Annotated in this window: 19 protein-coding genes and 1 riboswitch; of the genes, 13 read left to right on the top strand and 6 right to left on the bottom strand. The window is 68.4% G+C overall.

Going from position 1 to position 19,377, the window contains the following annotated elements; genetic code table 11:
- Nucleotides 1–48: 48 nt before the first annotated feature.
- The 6 genes from BCEP18194_RS11835 (at nt 49) to BCEP18194_RS11810 (ending at nt 6,173) form a co-directional block, all read left to right on the top strand.
- Complete coding sequence (locus BCEP18194_RS11835) at nt 49–1,077, top strand: ABC transporter substrate-binding protein (RefSeq protein WP_041492789.1); 1,029 nt, start codon at nt 49–51, stop codon at nt 1,075–1,077.
- A gap of 17 nt (nt 1,078–1,094) precedes the next feature.
- Nucleotides 1,095–1,919: an ABC transporter permease gene (locus BCEP18194_RS11830; protein ID WP_011351508.1), complete on the top strand. Its 825-nt coding sequence runs from the start codon at nt 1,095–1,097 to the stop codon at nt 1,917–1,919.
- 10 nt (nt 1,920–1,929) lie between these two features.
- Nucleotides 1,930–2,826, top strand: coding sequence for an ABC transporter permease (locus BCEP18194_RS11825; protein ID WP_011351507.1), 897 nt, complete (start codon nt 1,930–1,932; stop codon nt 2,824–2,826).
- A 13-nt stretch (nt 2,827–2,839) separates the two neighbouring features.
- Nucleotides 2,840–3,871, top strand: coding sequence for an ABC transporter ATP-binding protein (locus BCEP18194_RS11820; RefSeq protein ID WP_011351506.1), 1,032 nt, complete (start codon nt 2,840–2,842; stop codon nt 3,869–3,871).
- An 84-nt stretch (nt 3,872–3,955) separates the two neighbouring features.
- Complete coding sequence (locus BCEP18194_RS11815; protein ID WP_011351505.1) at nt 3,956–4,780, top strand: phosphodiesterase; 825 nt, start codon at nt 3,956–3,958, stop codon at nt 4,778–4,780.
- Nucleotides 4,781–4,973: 193 nt separating this feature from the next.
- On the top strand, nt 4,974–6,173 hold the full coding sequence (locus tag BCEP18194_RS11810; RefSeq protein ID WP_011351504.1) for an MFS transporter: 1,200 nt from the start codon (nt 4,974–4,976) through the stop codon (nt 6,171–6,173).
- Nucleotides 6,174–6,194: 21 nt separating this feature from the next.
- On the opposite strand, the gene BCEP18194_RS11805 is transcribed toward BCEP18194_RS11810, so the two are convergent.
- A complete protein-coding gene (locus tag BCEP18194_RS11805) occupies nt 6,195–7,439 on the bottom strand; it encodes an EamA family transporter (RefSeq protein ID WP_011351503.1) in 1,245 nt (414 codons plus the stop codon).
- A 505-nt stretch (nt 7,440–7,944) separates the two neighbouring features.
- Here BCEP18194_RS11805 and BCEP18194_RS11800 point away from each other — a divergent pair.
- Together BCEP18194_RS11800 and BCEP18194_RS11795 are read left to right on the top strand one after the other, a co-directional pair.
- Nucleotides 7,945–8,298 carry a type II toxin-antitoxin system RelE/ParE family toxin gene (locus BCEP18194_RS11800; RefSeq protein ID WP_041492788.1) on the top strand — a complete coding sequence of 118 codons (354 nt, stop codon included), beginning with the start codon at nt 7,945–7,947 and terminating at the stop codon, nt 8,296–8,298.
- Entirely contained in the window at nt 8,295–8,576 is a 282-nt protein-coding gene (locus BCEP18194_RS11795) for a helix-turn-helix domain-containing protein (RefSeq protein ID WP_011351501.1), read from the top strand. Before BCEP18194_RS11800 ends, BCEP18194_RS11795 begins: the two co-directional genes overlap by 4 nt.
- Before the next feature lie 76 nt (nt 8,577–8,652).
- Here BCEP18194_RS11795 and BCEP18194_RS11790 read toward each other — a convergent pair whose 3' ends face one another.
- From BCEP18194_RS11790 to BCEP18194_RS11780, 3 genes are all read right to left on the bottom strand, one after another.
- Nucleotides 8,653–9,441 (bottom strand): molybdopterin-dependent oxidoreductase, encoded by a 789-nt coding sequence (locus BCEP18194_RS11790; protein WP_011351500.1) that lies wholly within the window; start codon nt 9,439–9,441, stop codon nt 8,653–8,655.
- Between the two features lie 29 nt (nt 9,442–9,470).
- Nucleotides 9,471–10,103 (bottom strand): cytochrome b/b6 domain-containing protein, encoded by a 633-nt coding sequence (locus BCEP18194_RS11785; protein ID WP_011351499.1) that lies wholly within the window; start codon nt 10,101–10,103, stop codon nt 9,471–9,473.
- Between the two features lie 92 nt (nt 10,104–10,195).
- Entirely contained in the window at nt 10,196–10,471 is a 276-nt protein-coding gene (locus BCEP18194_RS11780; protein ID WP_011351498.1) for a pentapeptide MXKDX repeat protein, read from the bottom strand.
- Nucleotides 10,472–10,740: 269 nt separating this feature from the next.
- A riboswitch (TPP riboswitch) is annotated at nt 10,741–10,857 on the top strand.
- Between the two features lie 124 nt (nt 10,858–10,981).
- Here BCEP18194_RS11780 and thiC point away from each other — a divergent pair.
- From thiC to BCEP18194_RS11755, 5 genes are all read left to right on the top strand, one after another.
- The gene (gene thiC, locus BCEP18194_RS11775; protein WP_011351497.1) at nt 10,982–12,913 is read left to right on the top strand and encodes a phosphomethylpyrimidine synthase ThiC; all 1,932 of its coding nucleotides are present in this window, start codon (nt 10,982–10,984) and stop codon (nt 12,911–12,913) included.
- Nucleotides 12,914–13,163: 250 nt separating this feature from the next.
- Nucleotides 13,164–13,376: a glycine zipper 2TM domain-containing protein gene (locus BCEP18194_RS11770; protein WP_011351496.1), complete on the top strand. Its 213-nt coding sequence runs from the start codon at nt 13,164–13,166 to the stop codon at nt 13,374–13,376.
- A 190-nt stretch (nt 13,377–13,566) separates the two neighbouring features.
- On the top strand, nt 13,567–13,815 hold the full coding sequence (locus BCEP18194_RS11765; RefSeq protein WP_011351495.1) for a hypothetical protein: 249 nt from the start codon (nt 13,567–13,569) through the stop codon (nt 13,813–13,815).
- A gap of 143 nt (nt 13,816–13,958) precedes the next feature.
- Nucleotides 13,959–14,885: a DMT family transporter gene (locus BCEP18194_RS11760; protein ID WP_011351494.1), complete on the top strand. Its 927-nt coding sequence runs from the start codon at nt 13,959–13,961 to the stop codon at nt 14,883–14,885.
- Nucleotides 14,886–15,339: 454 nt separating this feature from the next.
- Nucleotides 15,340–16,620 (top strand): sensor domain-containing phosphodiesterase, encoded by a 1,281-nt coding sequence (locus BCEP18194_RS11755; protein ID WP_011351492.1) that lies wholly within the window; start codon nt 15,340–15,342, stop codon nt 16,618–16,620.
- A 57-nt stretch (nt 16,621–16,677) separates the two neighbouring features.
- Here the strand turns inward: BCEP18194_RS11755 and arfB are convergent, their stop codons facing one another.
- Nucleotides 16,678–17,082 (bottom strand): alternative ribosome rescue aminoacyl-tRNA hydrolase ArfB, encoded by a 405-nt coding sequence (gene arfB, locus BCEP18194_RS11750; protein ID WP_011351491.1) that lies wholly within the window; start codon nt 17,080–17,082, stop codon nt 16,678–16,680.
- Nucleotides 17,079–19,376 carry an AAA family ATPase gene (locus tag BCEP18194_RS11745; RefSeq protein WP_041492787.1) on the bottom strand — a complete coding sequence of 766 codons (2,298 nt, stop codon included), beginning with the start codon at nt 19,374–19,376 and terminating at the stop codon, nt 17,079–17,081. The genes arfB and BCEP18194_RS11745 overlap by 4 nt, the downstream gene beginning before the upstream one ends.
- Between the last annotated feature and the right edge of the window lies 1 nt (nt 19,377).

The following is a 19,377-nucleotide window of genomic DNA, read 5'->3' as shown; positions in this document are numbered from 1 at the left end:
CACACAACCACACCACCCCAGCGCCTCACACTCGCCCGGAGACCCACCGTGTCCTTTCGCCTGACCTCGCTGCTGCGCGTGCTTGCAGCTCCCGTAGCCTGCGCCGCGCTCATCGCCGGCGCGCCCGCCGCCCACGCCGACGAAACGGCGATCTGCTACAACTGCCCGCCCGAATGGGCCGACTGGGCCGCGCAGATTGCGGCGATCAAGCAGAAGACCGGCATCCGCGTGCCGTTCGACAACAAGAACTCGGGCCAGTCGATCGCGCAGTTGATCGCCGAGCAGAAGAGCCCGGTCGCCGACGTCGTCTACCTCGGCGTGTCGTCGGCGTTCCAGGCGAAGGACAAGGGTGTGATCGCGCCGTACAAGCCCGCGCACTGGAACGACATCCCCGCGAACCTGAAGGACCCGCAGGGCTACTGGTTTGCGATCCACTCGGGCACGCTCGGCTTCTTCGTGAACAAGGACGCGCTCGACGGCAAGCCGGTGCCGCGCTCGTGGGCCGATCTGCTGAAGCCGGAATACAAGGGCATGGTCGGCTATCTCGATCCATCGAGTGCGTTCGTCGGCTATGCGGGCGCGGTCGCCGTGAACCAGGCACTTGGCGGCAGTCTCGACAACTTCAAGCCGGCGCTCGACTGGTTCAGGAAGCTGAAGGCGAACGCGCCGATCGTGCCGAAGCAGACCGCGTATGCGCGCGTGCTGTCGGGCGAGATTCCGATCCTGCTCGACTACGACTTCGACGCGTATCGCGCGAAGTACAAGGACAGCGCGAACGTCGAGTTCGTGATTCCGAAGGAAGGCACGATCGCGGTGCCGTACGTGATGAGTCTCGTGAAGGGCGCGCCGCACGACGCGAACGGCAAGAAGGTGCTCGACTTCGTGCTGTCGGACGAAGGCCAGAAGTTGTGGGCCAATGCGTACCTGCGACCGGTGCGCGCGCAGACGCTCAGCGCCGACATCGCATCGAAGTTCCTGCCGGCGAGCGAATATGCCCGCGCGAAATCGGTCGACTTCGGCAAGATGGCGGCCGGCCAGCAGGCATTCGGCCAGCAATACCTGCAGGTGATGCAGTAAGCAGCCGGACGCCATCGATGCTCGACCTGACTTTCCCGCTGCGCTGGCGCGTCGCGCTCGTCGCGCCGGCGCTTGCGGTGTTCGCCGCGTTCTGGCTGCTGCCGATGGCGGCGCTCGTGCAGGTGTCCGCCGACGGCGCGTTCTTCTCGCACTACGCGGCGCTGCTCGGCAATGCGCGCTACATGAGGAGCCTGGGCGAGACCGTCGCGCTGTCCGCGGGCGTCACGCTCGCGACACTCGTGCTGTCGACGATCTCGGGCCTCCTGCTCGCACGCCGCGAATTCGCGGGCAAGCGCGTGCTGCTCGCGCTGCTCACGTTCCCGCTCGCGTTCCCCGGCGTCGTCGTCGGCTTCATGGTGATCATGCTTGCCGGCCGGCAGGGGCTGATCGGCATGCTGTCCGCGAAGCTCACCGGCGACAAGTGGGTATTCGCGTACTCGGTCGCGGGGCTGTTCATCGGCTACCTGTACTTCTCGATCCCGCGCGTGATCGTCACCGTGATCGCCGCGGCGTCGAAGCTCGACGCGTCGCTCGAGGAAGCCGCGCGTTCGCTCGGCGCATCGCCGTGGCGCATCTTCGTCGACATCGTACTGCCCGCGCTCGCGCCGGGCCTGATCGCGGCCGGCGCGATCTGCTTCGCAACCGCGATGGGCGCGTTCGGCACAGCGTTCACGCTCGCCACCGACCTGAACGTGCTGCCGATGACGATCTATACCGAGTTCACGCTGAACGCGAACATCGCGACGGCGGCCGGCCTGTCGATCGTGCTCGGCATCGTCACCTGGGCCGTGCTCGCGCTCGCGCGCCGCTTCACCGGCCACACCGCCGCCGCCGCGGCCTGAGGATTCCTGCATGCAATCGCTTTCCGGCTCTTCCGCGCCGTCGCCGGCCCCCGCTCCCGCGCAGGCGAACGGCGTCGCCCGCCGCGCGCCGCGCGTCACCGGCGCGCGCGCGATCGCCGCGCTGCAATGGGGCGTCACGCTGCTGCTGTGTGCGTTCCTGATCGTGCCCGTCGTGATGTCGGTGCTCGCGGGCCTCACCGTCAACTACTTCCGCGGCCTGTCGAGCGGCCTCACGCTGCGCTGGCTCGAACAGGTGTGGCAGCAGTATCACGGCTCGGTCGCGCTGTCGCTGTACGTCGCGTTCGCGACGCTCGCGATCGTGCTCGTCGTCGGCGTGCCGGCCGGCTATGCGCTTGCGCGCAGCAAGAGCCGTGTCGCGCGTGCGATCGAAGAGGCACTGGTGCTGCCGGTCGCACTGCCCGGCCTCGCGTCGGCACTCGCGCTGCTGGTCGTCTACGGCGGCTTCACCGCGTTCCGGATGAGCCTGTGGTTCATCGTCGTCGGCCACGTCGTGTTCACGCTGCCGTTCATGGTGCGCGCGGTCGCGGCCGTCGCGGCCGGTGCCGACCTGCGCACGCTCGAGGAAGGCGCGGCCAGCCTCGGCGCATCGTTCGTCACGCGCTTCGTCACGATCGTGCTGCCGAACCTTCGCCCCGGCATCGTCGCGGGTGCGCTCGCGGTGCTCACGCTGTCGATCGGCGAATTCAACCTCACGTGGATGCTGCATACGCCCGACACCAAGACGCTGCCCGTCGGGCTGGCCGATACGTATGCGTCGCTGCGCCTCGAAGTCGGCAGCGCGTACACGATCCTGTTCCTGCTGATGACGCTGCCGCTGCTCGTCGCGATGCAGTGGCTCGGCGTCGATCCGTCCGGCACGCGCGCGCTCAAGAAGCGCCCGCGCTGAATATCTCGCAGACATGAAACTCGATTCCACCCCCATCACCCTGACCCGCGGTGCAAAGACGTTCCGCGGCACCCGCGTGCTCGAACCGCTCGACCTGTCGATCGGTGCGGGCGAAACGCTCGTGCTGCTCGGGCCGTCGGGCTGCGGCAAGACCACGACGCTGCGCCTGATCGCGGGCCTCGACACGCCGGACGCCGGCGGCACGATCGCGTTCGGCAATGACGACGTGACCGCGCTGCCGATCGAGCGCCGGCAGGTCGGCATGGTGTTCCAGAACTACGCGCTGTTTCCGAACCTGACGGTGCGCGGCAACGTCGGCTATGGGCTGAAGATCCGCAAGACCGAGCCGCGCGCGCTGCGCGAGCGCGTCGACGAACTGCTCGCGATGATGCGGCTCGACGCGCATGCGGACAAGCCGGTCGACCAGCTGTCGGGCGGCCAGCGCCAGCGCGTCGCGCTGGCCCGCGCGCTGGCGGTGCGGCCGCGCGTGCTGCTGCTCGACGAGCCGCTGACCGCGCTCGACGCGAAGCTGCGCGACACGCTGCGTCGCGAGATGAATACGCTGCTGCGCGAACTCGGCGTGACGACGGTCTACGTGACGCACGACCAGGCCGAAGCGATGGAACTCGGCGACCGGATCGTCGTGATGGGCGCGGGCCGCATCGAGCAGATCGGCACGCCGCGCGACATCTACTACCACCCGGCGAATCGCACGGTCGCGCAGTTCATCGGCACGCTGAACCGGCTCGCCGGGCAGTGGCGCGATGGCACGCTGGTGACCACGGGCGGCGCGATCGCGACGCCGCACGCCGCCGACGAGTGGTTCTTCCGCCCCGAGGATGCGCAACTCGCCGATCCCGGTCATGCACCGCTGCGCGGCGCGGTCAGTGCGTGCGCGTTCCTCGGCGAGCGCACGCGCCTCACGATCGAGCACGCGGCCCCCGACGCGCTCGTGATCGACGTGCCGGGTCGCATCGCGCTCGCACGCGGTACGGCGGTCGGGCTCACGATCGCGCCGGAAGGCCTGATCGCACTCGGCGCGTAATCCGTCATTCCGGCATCATTCATGCAGCACCCCACCGCGGCGCGCGACGCCGCGACAACAATCAGACAATTCCGAGGAACGACGATGCTGCTTGCTCAAATCAGCGATCTCCACATCAAGCGTCCGGGACAGCTCGCGTACCGGCGCGTCGACACCGCGGCCGCGCTCACGCGCTGCATCGAAAAACTGAACGCGCTCGTGCCGCGCCCCGACGCCGTGCTCGTCACCGGCGACCTGACCGATTTCGGCCACGACGAAGAGTACGGCAACCTGCGCGGGCTACTCGCGGCGCTCGAGATTCCGTACTACCTGATGATCGGCAATCACGACGACCGCGCCGGGCTGCGCCGCGCGTTCGCCGATCGCGCCGAGCTGCAGGACGGCGAATTCGTCCAGTACGCGCTCGACGTCGGCGCGGTGCGCGTGCTGGCGCTCGACTCACAGGTACCGGGTGCAAGCTACGGCGATCTGTGCGATGCACGGCTTGCGTGGCTCGCCGCGCAGCTCGACGCCGCACGCGACCGGCCCGTGATCGTCGCGCTGCATCACCCGCCGTTCGTGGCGGGGATTGGCCACATGGACAAGCTGCGCCTTGCGCCCGCCGCGTCCGCGAAGCTCGACGCGCTGCTGCGCGGATATCCGAACGTCGAGCGCGTGCTGTGCGGCCACGTGCATCGCACGATGTTCACGCGCTTCGGCGGCACGCTCGCAGCCGCGGTGCCGTCGCCCGCGCATCAGGTCGCATTCGACCTGCGCACCGATGCGCCCTCCGCGTTCCGGCTCGAACCGCCGGCGTTCGCGGTCCATCGTTATGTGCCCGATGCGGGAATGACGTCGCATCACGTGTATGTCGATGAAGGGGCCGGGCCTTATCCGTTTTATGAACCGACGGGTGAGCTGGTCGACTGACGGGATGAAGCACGCACGATGACGGGCGGCGGCCGGCCGGTTACACCGGTTATGCCTGTTTGGCCGTTCTGCCCCCCGTCCGGCAGGATTCACGTCGCTCCGGTATGATCGGCAGCCTCGACGGCGCCCCGCCCGCCTGCGCACCCGACGCGTGCGCCGCGCGCTGCGCCGCCCCACTTCCGTCCGCGCAGCCATGTCCACCGCCTCCACCGACCGTCCGACCGACGCCGCCTCGCCCCACTATTCGCGCAGCCTGCTGTTGCTGCTCGCGACGATCGCGGGCGTGTCCGTCGCGAACATCTATTACAACCAGCCGCTGCTCGACAGCTTCCGCTCCGCGTTTCCCGACGGCGCGTCGTGGATCGGCGCGGTGCCGACCGCGACGCAGCTCGGCTATGCGGCCGGCATGTTCCTGCTCGCGCCGCTCGGCGACCGCTTCGACCGCCGCGGTCTGATCCTGATGCAGATCGCCGGCCTGTCGGTCGCGCTGATCGTCGCGGCCACCGCGCCGTCGCTGGCTGTGCTCGCCGTCGCGAGTCTCGCGATCGGCGTACTCGCGACCATCGCGCAACAGGCCGTGCCGTTCGCCGCCGAAATCGCGCCGCCGGCCGAACGCGGGCATGCGGTCGGCACCGTGATGAGCGGCCTGCTGCTCGGCATCCTGCTCGCGCGGACGGCCGCCGGCTTCGTCGCCGAGTATTTCGGCTGGCGCGCGGTGTTCGCCGCGTCGGTTGCGGCGCTCGTCGCGCTCGCCGCGGTGATCGTGCTGCGGCTGCCGCGCAGCTCGCCGACGTCGACGCTGTCGTACGGCAAACTGCTCGGCTCGATGTGGCATCTGGCGGTCGAATTGCGCGGGCTGCGCGAGGCATCGCTGACGGGTGCCGCGCTGTTCGCGGCATTCAGCGCGTTCTGGCCCGTGCTCACGCTGCTGCTCGCCGGCGCGCCGTTCCATCTCGGCCCGCAGGCAGCCGGCCTGTTCGGGATCGTCGGTGCGGCAGGCGCGCTCGCGGCGCCGTACGCGGGCCGCTTCGCGGACAAGCGCGGCCCGCGCGCGATCATCTCGCTCGCGATCGCGCTGCTCGCGCTGTCGTTCGTGATCTTCGCGCTATCGGGCTCGAGCCTCGTCGGGCTCGTGATCGGCGTGATCGTGCTGGACGTCGGCGTGCAGGCCGCGCAGATCTCGAACCAGTCGCGCATCTATGCGCTGAAGCCCGAGGCGCGCAGCCGCGTCAACACGGTGTACATGGTGTGCTATTTCATCGGCGGCGCACTCGGCTCGTCGGCCGGCGTCGCCGCATGGCACGCGTTCGGCTGGATCGGGATGTGCGCAACCGGGCTGGTGTTCACCGCGCTCGGCGGCTGGTTCCACCATCGCGGCGGCCGGCGCGACTGAGCGCGACCGGCCACGGCGGCGTCACGCGTCGGCGCGGGGCGCTGCCGGTTCGGCGGCAGGCGGCGGGGCGAACGCGGGTACCGGTTCAGCGACGGGCGGCGGCGCGAACGCCGGTTCCGGTTCGGCGCTGGGCGGCATGGCGAACGCCGGTGCCGGATCGATGACCGCGGCAGGATCCATCACGGCAGCCGGCGTCGGCACGGCCAGCGGAACGGCCGAAGGCGCCAGGATCGGCGCCGCATCCGGCACCGCGATCTGTTCGGCCGCCGATGCAACCTCCACCGTCGACGCGGCGGCCGCGGCCGCAGAGCTGGCGGCGGCCGCGCGCGCCGCGGGCCGGCGCGCCGGATCGAACACGAACGACAGCCCGACGCTGCCAAGGATCGCGACGGTCGCAACCACGGTCGCCATCGTCACCGGCTCGCCAAGCAGCAGCGCACCGAGCGCAACCGCGACGATCGGGTTCACATACATGCAGCTGCTCGCGATGATCGGGCTCGTGTGGCGGATCAGGTAGCCGTACGCGACGTACGCGGCCATCGTGCAGAACACCATCAGGTACAGGAACGCGAACACCGGCCCCACCATCAGGTGCTCGACGCGCTCGCCGACCAGCCACGCAACGAGCGTCGAGATCATGCCGCCGAGGCCGATCTGCAGCGACGTCGACAGAAACAGGTCGGACGGCAGCTTGAGCCGCGTCGCGAGATGCGCACCGCCGGCCCAGAACAGGGCGCCGGCCAGCACGCAGATCGTGCCGAGCGCCGAATTCTGCGCGGCCGCGCCGCCCGAGTTCAGCACGACGATGCCGACCATCCCGAGCCCGACGGCCGACCACTCGCCTTTCGTGACCGGCCGCCCGGCGACCGCCGCGATCACGGTCGCGAACAGCGGCACCGTGGCCACCATCACCGCGGCCGAGCCGCTGCTGACCAGACTGATCCCGAGCGCGATCGTGCCGGACGACAGCGCGACGAGCATCGTGCCGACGATCCCCGCATTGCGGATTTCGAGCAGCGTCGGCCATTCGGGCTTGCGCCGCAGCGCGAAGATGAACAGGCCGATCCCGCCGAGCAGGTTGCGCAGCCCCGACAGCAGCAGCGGTGGGAACGACTGCAGCGCGAAATGCAGGCCGCTGTAGGTCGAACCCCAGACGAAATAGATGAAGACGAGCGCCAGCGCCACGCGGCCGCTGCGGCTTTGCGGGAGGCAGATCCGGAACGAGAAGCGGGCGAAGAAATCGAGGAGACGGTCGAGCGGCGTCATCGTGCAGCCTGCCCGCACGTCACGCCGCGTGCTCCGCTGAAAGACGCCGGCGATGCCGGCAAACGGCCCTGGCGGGACCGGGAAGGCAGAGCGAACGTGCGGAACGACATGGCAGTGCGAACGGCGACGAAAGAGAACCGGCAAGCGGCGGCAGAGGGACAAAAAAACGCGCGCAACCGTTTCGGCTGCGCACGCTCGGCATTATGGCATCAAGGATTCGAAAGCATCGTCGGACGAGTCTGAAAGGATCACGAATGATGTTTCCGCGCGACATTTTTCGGCCGGCAGGCGGATGAAATCGGGGGCCGGATACGCGACCCGCATGCGTTGCCGGGGTGTCAATCCGACCCGCCATCCACGCCCATCCGTCACGATCGAGTCAGCCATCGGCCGAACGGCCAGTCCTGCACGCCGGCCGGCGCTTCCCCCTTATCGTGACGGTCGGCCCACGCGCCTCCTGCCCTGCGCGGCCCCCTTTCACAACCCGCACCATCCATACAAAATTTTGTATAATCCAACCATTCTTCCGCCGAAGCCGGTTGTTTTCGTCGGCAGCGCGCTAGCCGATCTTCGCGGCTTTCCGTTGCCCGCGCGACGCGAAGCCGGTCACCAGATCGATCAGGTGCAACGCGGCCTGGCGCCCGACGACTGGAAGCCGATGCGTACCGTCGGCGTCGGCGTGCGGGAAATTCGCCTGCGCGATGCGAGCGGTGCGTTCCGGATCATTTACGTCGCGACATTCGCCGACGCAGTCTACGTGCTTCATTGCTTCCGGAAGCAATCGGCGCGCACGACCAGGGCCGATATCGAACTGGCCACCCGGCGCTATCGCGCGCTGACGATGGAGAGGAAAGGATGACCAACGAACGTTATTCAAGCGTCTGGGACGCAATCGAGGGCCAGCCGGCCGAAGCCGGGAACATGAAGCTGCGATCCGAGCTGATGATCGCGCTCAAGCAGCGCATCGCACAGCTCGAGCTCAGTCAGGCCCAGGCCGCGAAACAGCTGGGTGTCACGCAGCCGCGCGTCTCCGACCTGATGCGCGGCAAGATCAACCTGTTCGGGCTCGACGCGCTGGTGAACATGGCGGCGGCCGTCGGCCTGCGCGTCGACCTCCAGGTGCGCGACTCCGCGTGACGCGTCACGTGCGACGCCCGCGATGCCCGATGCATCGCGGCACGCGCACGCGCCGCCACCGCACGCCGCGCATCGCTCACGATCCGCCGAACCAGTTGTACCCCTGGTCGACCCAGTAGCCGCCCGGGAACGTATCGGTCACGAAGATCTCCATGATGTGCTTCGGATTCTTGTAGCCGAGCTTGGTCGGCATCCGCAGCTTCATCGGGAAGCCGAATTCCGGCGGCAACCGATGGCCGTCGTACTCGAACGCGAGCAGCGTCTGCGGATGCAGCGCGGTCGGCATGTCGATGCTCTCGTAGTAATCGTCCGCGCATTTGAAGCCGACGTACTTCGCCCGCGTATCGGCGCCGGCGCGTGCGAGAAACGCGCCGAACGGCGTGCCGCCCCAGCGGCCGATCGCGCTCCACCCTTCCACGCAGATATGCCGCGTGATCTGCTCCGCGTGCGGCAGCGCATACAGTTCGTCGAGCGTCCACACGCGCTTGCCCGTCACGCGGCCGGACAGCACGAGCCGGTACGTCGACGCATCGACGTGCGGCACGTCGTCGATCCCGTAGTACGCGTTGAACGGGAACGGTCGCGTAATGTCGGCTTCGGTGTAGGTCGGCGCGAGCCGCTCACCACTGAACAGCCAGGCCTGCACGCGGTCGTTCATGCGCGACACCTTCTCGAGGAACGTGTTGACCGATGCATCGTCCTTCAGCGTGCAACCGGTCAGCATCGTCAGGCCGCCGAGCGTCAGCACGCGCCGGTTGAACAGCCGCCTCGACGGCATCTCGAGCTCGCGGCGCACGTCGAGTTCGAGCGACTTCCGGTCGAGCGTCCAGCGCGAACCGTCGCGCTTGTTTTCGGATTCCGACATGATGATTTCCTTCACCCGAAGTTGACGGGTCAGCGCCCGCGCAGCATCGCGAGCAGCGAGCGCGGCACCAGCAGCGCCATCGCGACGTGAACGACAATGAATGCGACGAGCATCGACATCGCCCAGAAATGCACGACACGCGCGTTGTCGTAACCGCCGAACAATTCGCGCAGCAGTGGGAATTGCACGGATTTCCAGATCGTGAGTCCCGACAGCACCAGCACGACGAGATCGACGATCGCGGTCAGGTACGCAGCACGCTGCACCGCGTTGTAGACGCTCAGGTCGGCGTGCGACAGCCGCCCGCCCAGCGCGGCACGGACGTCGCGCCAGATCGACGCCGGCGTGACGGGCAGCATCTTGCGCGCAAGGCGCCCCGTTGCGATCGACATCGTCAGGTAGAACAACCCGTTGAAGACGAGCAACCACATCGCCGCGAAATGCCATTGCAGCGCGCCGCCGAGCCAGCCGCCGATCGTGATGCCATGCGGAAACGTGAACGGCGGATAGATCGGCGACGCGTCGTAGATGCGCCAGCCGGACAGCACCATCAGGATCGCCGCGAGCGCGTTGAGCCAGTGGCTCGCGCGCACCCACAGCGGATGGATCGGGCGCGCGGGCGGCGTGGCGGCCGCGCGGCCGGTGGCGGGAACGGTTTGCATGATGAAGACTCCCGGAATGAGTCGACGGGACGGGACGAAATGCGGGCGGCCGCCGTGCGACGCACGCGCCGGCCGCGCCGCGTCCGCCTCCGTCAGTTCGACGGCGCCATCTTGTCGCCCGACGGCTTGCCCATCTCGTCGTGCGACATCGCGTCCTTCTTCATCGCGTCTTTCTTCATCGCATGCTTCTTCATGCCGTCCTTCTTCATCGCGTCATGGCCCATTGCATCCTTGGCCATCGCGTCGTGACCCATCGCGTCCTTCGACATCGACGAGCCCGGCTGCGACATCGCGTCGTTCTGCGCATACGCGCCCGTGGCGATCGTGGCGAAGGCGGCGACGCAAGCGGCAATCAGTACTTTTTTCATGACATCTCTCCAAAACATGGGTTTAAGGAGCCGAATAGACGGACGACGTCGCGGGAAATGACAGCCGCTGCGAAAATTTTTTTTGAAGTTGCGCGAAAGCGCGTCATGTTGCACCGCTTCGCCACTGCCGGCCAAGCCGGGAGGCCATGCGGCGGCGACGCGCGCTGCCATTTCGACGGGCCATCGTAATGCCCGCCATGCTGCGGCCGCACCGGGGCAGCCGATCCTCTCCCGGTTGAAACCGCCGCCAAGCCAGTGTATCGTGTGCCCTGCTAACGCGGGGGTCCTGCAATGCGTTCGGTCAAACAACCGGCATTGCGGGTGAGAAATACCCTTTGAACCTGATCTGGATAATGCCAGCGCAGGGAAGCGTACGGATTTCGCCGCCATCCTTCTGACGAAATCCGCCGCCTCACCAAGCCTCGTCTCCTGCTTAGCTCGAGCCCCACATACGTCAAGGGCTCCGGGCAAGCGCCGAAGCGCCTGTCCGGCGCTCACACAGGAGATTGCATGAACGCCAATCCGAAGTTTCTGTCCGCCGACGCTCATGTCGATGCCGCGGCCGTCGCCCCGCTGCCGAATTCCCGCAAGGTTTATGTAACCGGCTCCCAGCCCGACATCCGCGTGCCGATGCGTGAAATCACGCAGGCCGACACGCCGACCGGCTTCGGCGGCGAAAAGAATCCGCCGATCTACGTGTACGACACGTCGGGCCCCTACACCGATCCGGAAGCGAAGATCGACATCCGCGCAGGCCTGGCCGCGCTGCGTCAGGGCTGGATCGACGCACGCGGCGACACCGAAGTGCTCGGCGGCCTGTCGAGCGAGTACGGCCTCGAGCGCGCGGCCGACCCGGCCACCGCCGACCTGCGGTTCCCGGGCCTGCACCGCAACCCGCGCCGCGCCCAGGCCGGCAAGAACGTCTCGCAGATGCACTACGCGCGCCAGGGCATCATCACGCCGGAAATGGAATACATCGCGATCCGCGAGAACCAGCGCCGCGCCGAGTACCTCGAGAGCCTGAAGGCCAGCGGCCCGAACGGCGCGAAGCTCGCCGCGATGATGGGCCGCCAGCACCCGGGCCAGGCGTTCGGCGCAGCGGCTTTCGGCGCGAACGCGCCGGCCGAGATCACGCCGGAATTCGTGCGCTCGGAAGTGGCGTGCGGCCGCGCGATCATCCCCGCGAACATCAACCACCCGGAATCCGAGCCGATGATCATCGGCCGCAACTTCCTCGTGAAGATCAACGCGAACATCGGCAACTCGGCCGTCACGTCGTCGATCGGCGAGGAAGTCGACAAGATGACGTGGGCGATCCGCTGGGGCGGCGACACGGTGATGGACCTGTCGACCGGCAAGCACATCCATGAAACGCGCGAGTGGATCATCCGCAACAGCCCGGTGCCGATCGGCACGGTGCCGATCTACCAGGCGCTGGAAAAGGTCAACGGCAAGGCCGAGGATCTCACCTGGGAAATCTTCCGCGACACGCTGATCGAACAGGCCGAGCAAGGCGTCGACTATTTCACGATCCACGCGGGCGTGCGCCTGCAGTACGTGCCGCTCACCGCGAACCGGATGACCGGCATCGTGTCGCGCGGCGGCTCGATCATGGCGAAGTGGTGCCTCGCGCATCACAAGGAAAGCTTCCTGTACGAACACTTCGAAGAGATCTGCGAGATCATGAAGGCGTACGACGTGAGCTTCTCGCTCGGCGACGGCCTGCGCCCCGGATCGATCTACGACGCGAACGACGAAGCGCAGCTCGGCGAGCTGAAGACGCTCGGCGAACTCACGCAGATCGCGTGGAAGCACGACGTGCAGGTGATGATCGAAGGCCCCGGCCACGTGCCGATGCAGCTGATCAAGGAGAACATGGATCTCCAGCTCGACTGGTGCAAGGAAGCGCCGTTCTACACGCTCGGGCCGCTGACCACCGACATCGCACCGGGCTACGACCACATCACGTCCGGCATCGGCGCCGCGATGATCGGCTGGTTCGGCACCGCGATGCTGTGCTACGTGACGCCGAAGGAACACCTCGGCCTGCCAAACAAGGACGACGTGAAGGAAGGCATCATCACGTACAAGCTCGCCGCGCACGCCGCCGACCTCGCGAAGGGTCACCCGGGCGCGCAGGTGCGCGACAACGCGCTGTCGAAGGCGCGCTTCGAGTTCCGCTGGGAAGACCAGTTCAACATCGGTCTCGATCCGGACAAGGCGCGCGAATTCCACGACGAAACGCTGCCGAAGGATTCGGCGAAGGTCGCGCACTTCTGCTCGATGTGCGGCCCGCACTTCTGCTCGATGAAGATCACGCAGGACGTGCGCGAGTTCGCGGCGCAGCAGGGCGTGTCGGAAACCGAAGCGCTGAAGAAGGGGATGGAAGTGAAAGCGGTCGAGTTCGTCAAGACCGGCGCCGAAATCTATCACCGTCAATAAGCAAACGCGCGGCCCGGCGATCCCCGCCGGATCGCGTCGCGATGCACGAAGCCCGCTTTCGAGCGGGCTTTTTTACGCATGTCGCGTGCCTGCCGGTGCACGGGAAAACCACCGGAAACAAATCATTACGAAACCGCGCGAGCCTTAACAAGTCCTTACAGCAGCGTCGGGAGGCGGCGCGTAGATTGGGTTCATGCGCGGCCGCCGGCCGGTCGCGTGTCCTCCGTTCACAACCGCAAGGACAACGATCATGAATTCGATACGGCGTATTGGGATTTGCGCGCTGCTCGTCGCGACCGTGGCCAGCCTGTCGGCCTGTGACTCGATGTCGAGACGCCAGCGTGACACGGCAATCGGTGCGGGTGTCGGCGGTGTCGCCGGCGCGGCAATCGGCGGCAGCGCGCTGTCGACGCTGGGCGGCGCAGCGGCCGGCGGCATCATCGGTAACCAGGTCGGCAAGTAAGCGGCGCAGCGCGCCGCGACGGTCAACCAGACGGCGTTTTCGCGGTGCGGAAGCGCCGTTTTCGCATGCGGCGCCGCAACGTGCCAGCCGCCCGCGCGGAAATGATCCGTTACCGTTTTGCACACCGTGTCATCGGCGCGCGGCCTAAGCTTAAGCATCTGCCGATTGCCGGCTCCGCCGGAGAGACATCATGAACAGGACCTTCGTCGCCGCGGCGCTCGCCTGCGTGACGCTCGCGGGCTGCTACTACCCGTACGGCTATTATCCTGGCGGCTATTACACGGCTGCACCGGTGCAGCCGGCCCCCGTCTACGTCGATCCGGGCCCCGCCTATTACTATCCGGCGCCGGCCTATGCCCCCGCTTGGGGCGGCTATTGGGGACCGGCGCTCTCGCTCAATTTCGGTTTCGGCGGACGCGGGGGCTGGCACCATCACTGATCGGGCACGACCGCCGGCAGGCGGCCGCCTCGCGCCGGTCACCGGCGCCCCTCCCGTTTCTTGCCATTTCATCGAAACGTGAAACGACGGCGTGGTAACGGGGTGTAAGATTCATCGCATCCCGTCCCTGCCCTTCACGATCGATGTCCGCCAAGAACGCCCTTCTGCTGACCGTGCTCGCTGCCCTGTGGGGCGCGTCGTTCCTGTTTATCCGGATCGGCGTCGTCGATCTCGGCGTCGCGCCGCTGATGGCGTTGCGGGTGGGCATCGGCGCGCTGTTTCTCGCCGGCTTCGCGCTGACGCGCTTCAAACCCGCCGATCTCGGCGCCCGGCTGCGTCGCCATGCGTGGCCGTTGTTCGTCGTCGGCGCGCTGAACTCGGGCATCCCGTTCTGCCTGTTCGCGTTCGCCGAACTGACGCTGTCGGCCGGCGTGACGTCGGTGATCAACGCGACGACGCCGCTCTGGGGCGCGCTCGTGGCCTACGTATGGCTGAAGGACAAGCTGTCGCTGCCGCGCGCGCTCGGCCTCGTGATCGGTTTCGCCGGCGTGCTCACGCTCGTGTGGAACCAGATCGCGAATGCGCACGGCGAGACGGGCGCCACCGCGACCGCACTCGCCGCCGCAGCCGCCCTCGGCGCGACGCTGCTGTACGGCATCGCGGCCAATTACACGAAGCGCAAGCTGACCGGCGTCGATCCGCTCGTCAACGCGACCGGCAGCATGATCGGCTCGACCATCCTGCTGCTGCCGTTCGCGATCGCCACCTGGCCGGCCGCGCCGGTCAGCGCGCACGCGTGGGGCTCGGTGCTCGCCCTCGGCGTCGCCTGCACGGGCATCGCGTATTTCATCTACTTCTACCTGATCGCGCACATCGGCCCCGCCCGCGCGATTACCGTGACGTTCGTGATCCCCGTGTTCGGCCTGCTGTGGGGCGCGCTGTTCCTCGGCGAACACGTGTCGGCCGTGATGATCGAAGGCTGCGCGATCGTGCTCGTCGGCACCGCGCTCGCCACCGGCGTGATCAAGCGGATTCCCGGGATCCGGCCGCGCAGCGGCGAAGCCACCTGACGATTCGTCCGGGCGCACGCGCCGCCATCGGTCGGGCCGTGCGGCCTGACGGCCCGGCGCCGGCCGTTCATCGCCGCACCGTGGAGGGTGCCGCAGCGCGACCGGTATTCCTCTGACGGCGGCCTTCGCTGACCGCCTGCCGGCCGCCAGGATTTCCCGCGTCACCCCGCATGCCACGCCATGCCGCCGGGTTGTCATGTTGCCGCGGCGACGCCCAACGCCAAGCGGCGATCATGCGCGGCGCGCATGCGAGCGGCGCCGGCCGCAACCGCATTCCCGCGTGCGTCTGGAGTTTCCCTGATACGCGAGCGGCCGCGTTCCCGTTACACTCCGAACACTTACCCGCAGAAGGCGGCCTCGATGTCCCACGTCCTTTCGCGTCCGCCGGCGCGTGCGGCTGCTTCAGTGTGGCGGCGCGTTGCCGTTCCGCCGCTCGACACCGGGCACCGTTGACATGAAGCCCGCCCGCGACCTCTCGCTCGACTCCCTGCTCGAACGCCTCACGCCGACGCCCGGCGGCTGGATCGCCACCTATCGCACCACGACATTGCGCAGCGTGTTCCAGCCCGTGCTGTCGATCACGCACAAGCGGGTCGTCGGTTACGAGGCGCTGCTGCGGGTCGTCGATTCGAATGGCGCGCTGATCTCCCCCGCTGCCCTGTTCGACAAGACGCGCGCCGACGCCGACGCGCTGCTGCTCGACCGGCTCGCGCGCTGCCTGCACACGGCCAACTTCGTCGCGCAGGGCATCGGCGACGGTTGGCTGTTCCTGAACGTCACGCCGCGCGTGCTCGACTCGGGCCTCGTGCAGCGCGAATTCGTCGAGGCGCTGTGCCGGCATTACGCGCTGCCGCCGAACCGCATCGTGCTGGAAGTCGTCGAACAGCCCGCGCGCGACGAAGCCGCGCTCGCCCGCACGATCGACATGATCCAGCATCGCGACTTCCTGATCGCGATCGACGATTTCGGCACGGGGTTCTCGAACTTCGACCGCGTGTGGCGCGCGCGACCCGACATCGTCAAGCTCGATCGCTCGCTCGTCGTACGCTCGACCGGTTCGGCCGAGGATCGCCGCATCATGCATCACCTCGTGTCGATGCTGCATCAGGCCGGTGCGATGGTGCTCGCCGAGGGCGTCGAGAGCGACGACTCGCTGCAGGCGCTGATGGAAGCCGACATCGATTTCGTGCAGGGTTTCCAGTTCGGCCAGCCCGATGCATCGATCGCGCATGCCAGCGCCGCGGTACCCGCGATGCTCGACGCCGCGTGGCAGCGCTTCATCGCGCGCCGGCACACGCCGGTCGTCGCCGAGCAGCCGGGCTTCGACGCGATCGAGCGGCTCGTGCTGACCGGCGCGGCCGCGTTTTCCGCCAGCGGCAACCTGCAGGACGCCGCGCAACGCGTGTTCGCGGTACCGGCCGCGCGCCGCGTGTTCGTCACCGACGAAACCGGCGAGCAGTTCCTGCCGTCGATCGGCGCGCGCGCCGAAGACGGTCAGGCGGGCGTTACCCGCCTCTCACCGCTCTTCCCGGAAACCCACAGCAACTGGTCGCGACGCCCGTATTTCCAGCGCGCGATCGCCGCGCCCGGACGCGTCGCGCTGATGGGCCCGCACTTCTCGCTGACGGAAGGCCGCGACTGCTATACGGCCGCCGTCGCGATCCGCGCGCAGAGCCGGCTCGTCGTGTTCTGCGTCGACTTCGTACTGGACAGCGCCGGGACCGTGATGCGCTAACCGGCGCAACGGCGGGCGACTGACGCTCGCGCCAGTCGTTCGTCTCCCGTCCATTCGTCAGTCGGTCACCTTCCCTCTTCCTGACTTCACCACGCTGCGACGCGACTTGTGCTCGAGCCGCCGTTCCTTCGACGCACGCGTCGGCCGCGTGGCGACCCGTGCGCGCGGCGTGAATGCAACGCCGCTGATCAACGCATCGAGTCGCGCCAGCGCGGCTTCGCGGTTCTTCTCCTGGGTGCGATATTCCTGCGACTTGATCACGACGATGCCGTCGCGCGTGATGCGCTGGTCGGACAACGCGAGGAGCCGCTCCTTGATGACGGGCGGCAACGACGACGCACGGATATCGAAGCGCAGGTGGATCGCGCTCGACACCTTGTTCACGTTCTGCCCGCCCGCGCCCTGCGCGCGCACGGCCGTCCATTCGACTTCGGCCGGATCGAGCGTATAGCGGATCATCATCGCGACGCCTCCATGCGGCGCCGTGCAAGCGCCTCGTCGACGCGTGCCGCGAGCCCCGAGTCGCGCTGCGTGCGCGTCGCGACCGCCTGCGCCAGCACACGCCGCGGCCCGATCACCTGCACGCGCGTGCGGGCACGCGTGACGGCCGTATAGACCAGTTCGCGCGTGAGCACGCGGCCGAACGACGCCGGCAGCACGAGCGCGGCTTCGTCGAATTCCGAGCCCTGCGACTTGTGGACCGTCAACGCGAACGCGGTTTCGTGCGGCGGCAACGCGGCCGGCGACACAGCGCGCGCGGTGCCGTCCGCACGCCTGAACCACACGCGCAACACGCCGTGCGCGTCGGGCAGCGCGATGCCGATATCGCCGTTGAACAGCCCGAGCGCATAGTCGTTGCGCGTCACCATGATCGGCCGCCCCGTGAACCAGTGCGCGCCGACCGCGAGCGGCACACGCGCCGCGTGGCGCACGTGCGCGGCCACGAGCGCATTGACGTGCTCCGCGCCGCGCAAGCCGCTGCGGGTTGCACACAGGATCCGGAACCGGTTGAGCGCGTCGAACAGCGGCAGCGGATCGGGCACCGGCGCGGCCAGCGTGTCGCGCAACGCGTCGAGATAGGCACCGAAGCGCCGCGCGAGCCGCTCGACCGTCGACGCCGCGAGCGACTCGCCCGCGTCGTCGTGGAACGACGCGGCGGCGGAATCGTCGGCGGGCAGCGCGTCGAGCGCGGCCTGCACGTCGCCGCTGCGGATCGCGAGCGACAGCCGCCCGATCGGCGAATCGAGACCGAAGCGGTAATTGCGTTCGAGCCAGACCACGCAGTCGGCGAGCGGTGCGGGCGCGGGCGTAGACGTTGCAGACGCGGCTTCGGATTCGCCCGACAGTATCGATGTGACCGACGCAAGCGCACTGTCGCTTGCGTCGAACGGCGGCAGCTCGACGGCGTCGAGCCACTCAAGTTCGTCGACCTCGATCCACGCGGGGGCCTCGCCTGCCACTCCAGCGTCACCGGCTTCGGTCAGCATCGGACCTGCGGCCGACGGCGGCGCGGCGCTGGTCGGCGACACTTCGTCATCCTGCGGTTCGTCGTCGAAGAGCGATGCCTGTCGTTCATCGACTTTGCGTCGCGACGCCGGTTTGCGTGTCGCGGCGACAGCGGATGCCGAGAGAGCTGCCGGGGCGCGGGCGACGGCGGAAACCGGGGGCGCGGCGGGAACGGCTTCGTCCTGCACCGGCAATGCCGCGACGAAGGCCGCCTCGTCGATGCCGAGCGCCTGCGCGATGCGCGTGCGCGCCGCGGCGGTAAACGCCGGCCGCGCGCTCAGTTCCGCGAATACGGCGCCCGCTTCAACCGCGGCCAGTTGGTCCTTGTCACCGAGCAGCACGAGTCGCGCACCCGGCGCGAGCGCATCGAGCAGATGCGCGGCGAGCGCGACGTCGATCATCGACGCCTCGTCGACGACGATTAGGTCGTACGGCAACGGATTGTCGCGATGATGCCGGAACCCGGCCGCCCCGCCGCCGCCCAGCAGCCGGTGCAGCGTGTATGACGTATCGGGCAGGCGCGCCGCGAGTTCGGGCGGCAGGTCGCCGGCCCGCGCATGCAGCGCTTCCTGCATCCGCTGCGCGGCCTTGCCGGTCGGTGCGGCCAGCGCGACGCGCAGCCCCGGGTGTGCGTCGAGCAGACAGGCCAGCACGCCGACGACGGTCGTCGTCTTGCCCGTGCCCGGGCCGCCGCTGACGATCGTCACGCGGCCCGTCAGCGCGACGATCGCCGCGACGCGTTGCCAGTCGACTTCGCCGGTTGCCGGCCCGAAGTAACGCGCGAGGCTGTCGCGCAACCGGGCGGGCGCGAGACCTTCGTCGGGCGCGGCCACACCGGCCTGCGCGACGAGCGCATCGGCAAGCCGCCGCTCGTAGTCGAAATAGCGCGACAGGTACAGGTGGTCGTGGCGGTCGACGATCAGCGGCCGCTCGTCGCCTCGCGCGAGCGTGCCGAACGCGACCACGCCGCTCGCGGCAAGCGCCGAGCGGACTTCGTCGAGCGGTGCTTCGTAGCGCTGCGCGAGCGCGCCGAGCGCGACGCACACATGGCCGCCCGCAGTCGCACGACTCGTCGCGAACGCGGCGCGCGCCGCCCACCGCGCGGCCGCAGCCGGTGCGCCGGCGCGGCGAGCGAGATCGCCGATGCGGCGTGCAAACCCTTCCGCGAGCGCGATGCCGAAATCGGCCGGTTCGGGCAGCCGCGCGACGAGGCCGCCGGTGAATTCGAGCGTGTCGTCCTGCACGTTCATG

The sequence above is a fragment of the Burkholderia lata genome (assembly GCF_000012945.1).
GTDB classification, from domain to species: Bacteria; Pseudomonadota; Gammaproteobacteria; order Burkholderiales; family Burkholderiaceae; genus Burkholderia; species Burkholderia lata.
Note: the sequence above shows the minus strand (reverse complement) of the source record. Positions and strands in the feature narration are given on the sequence as shown.

Excerpts from the sequence above, each read along its gene's own strand:
- BCEP18194_RS11785 (WP_011351499.1), bottom strand. The coding sequence starts at position 10,103 with ATGCAAACCGTTCCCGCCACCGGCCGCGCGGCCGCCACGCCGCCCGCG.
- BCEP18194_RS11760 (WP_011351494.1), top strand. The coding sequence starts at position 13,959 with ATGTCCGCCAAGAACGCCCTTCTGCTGACCGTGCTCGCTGCCCTGTGG.
- BCEP18194_RS11755 (WP_011351492.1), top strand. The coding sequence starts at position 15,340 with ATGAAGCCCGCCCGCGACCTCTCGCTCGACTCCCTGCTCGAACGCCTC.
- thiC (WP_011351497.1), top strand. The coding sequence starts at position 10,982 with ATGAACGCCAATCCGAAGTTTCTGTCCGCCGACGCTCATGTCGATGCC.
- BCEP18194_RS11745 (WP_041492787.1), bottom strand. The coding sequence starts at position 19,376 with ATGAACGTGCAGGACGACACGCTCGAATTCACCGGCGGCCTCGTCGCG.
- BCEP18194_RS11770 (WP_011351496.1), top strand. The coding sequence starts at position 13,164 with ATGAATTCGATACGGCGTATTGGGATTTGCGCGCTGCTCGTCGCGACC.
- BCEP18194_RS11825 (WP_011351507.1), top strand. The coding sequence starts at position 1,930 with ATGCAATCGCTTTCCGGCTCTTCCGCGCCGTCGCCGGCCCCCGCTCCC.
- BCEP18194_RS11805 (WP_011351503.1), bottom strand. The coding sequence starts at position 7,439 with ATGACGCCGCTCGACCGTCTCCTCGATTTCTTCGCCCGCTTCTCGTTC.
- BCEP18194_RS11795 (WP_011351501.1), top strand. The coding sequence starts at position 8,295 with ATGACCAACGAACGTTATTCAAGCGTCTGGGACGCAATCGAGGGCCAG.
- BCEP18194_RS11815 (WP_011351505.1), top strand. The coding sequence starts at position 3,956 with ATGCTGCTTGCTCAAATCAGCGATCTCCACATCAAGCGTCCGGGACAG.
- BCEP18194_RS11820 (WP_011351506.1), top strand. The coding sequence starts at position 2,840 with ATGAAACTCGATTCCACCCCCATCACCCTGACCCGCGGTGCAAAGACG.
- BCEP18194_RS11810 (WP_011351504.1), top strand. The coding sequence starts at position 4,974 with ATGTCCACCGCCTCCACCGACCGTCCGACCGACGCCGCCTCGCCCCAC.
- BCEP18194_RS11765 (WP_011351495.1), top strand. The coding sequence starts at position 13,567 with ATGAACAGGACCTTCGTCGCCGCGGCGCTCGCCTGCGTGACGCTCGCG.
- arfB (WP_011351491.1), bottom strand. The coding sequence starts at position 17,082 with ATGATGATCCGCTATACGCTCGATCCGGCCGAAGTCGAATGGACGGCC.
- BCEP18194_RS11790 (WP_011351500.1), bottom strand. The coding sequence starts at position 9,441 with ATGTCGGAATCCGAAAACAAGCGCGACGGTTCGCGCTGGACGCTCGAC.
- BCEP18194_RS11780 (WP_011351498.1), bottom strand. The coding sequence starts at position 10,471 with ATGAAAAAAGTACTGATTGCCGCTTGCGTCGCCGCCTTCGCCACGATC.
- BCEP18194_RS11830 (WP_011351508.1), top strand. The coding sequence starts at position 1,095 with ATGCTCGACCTGACTTTCCCGCTGCGCTGGCGCGTCGCGCTCGTCGCG.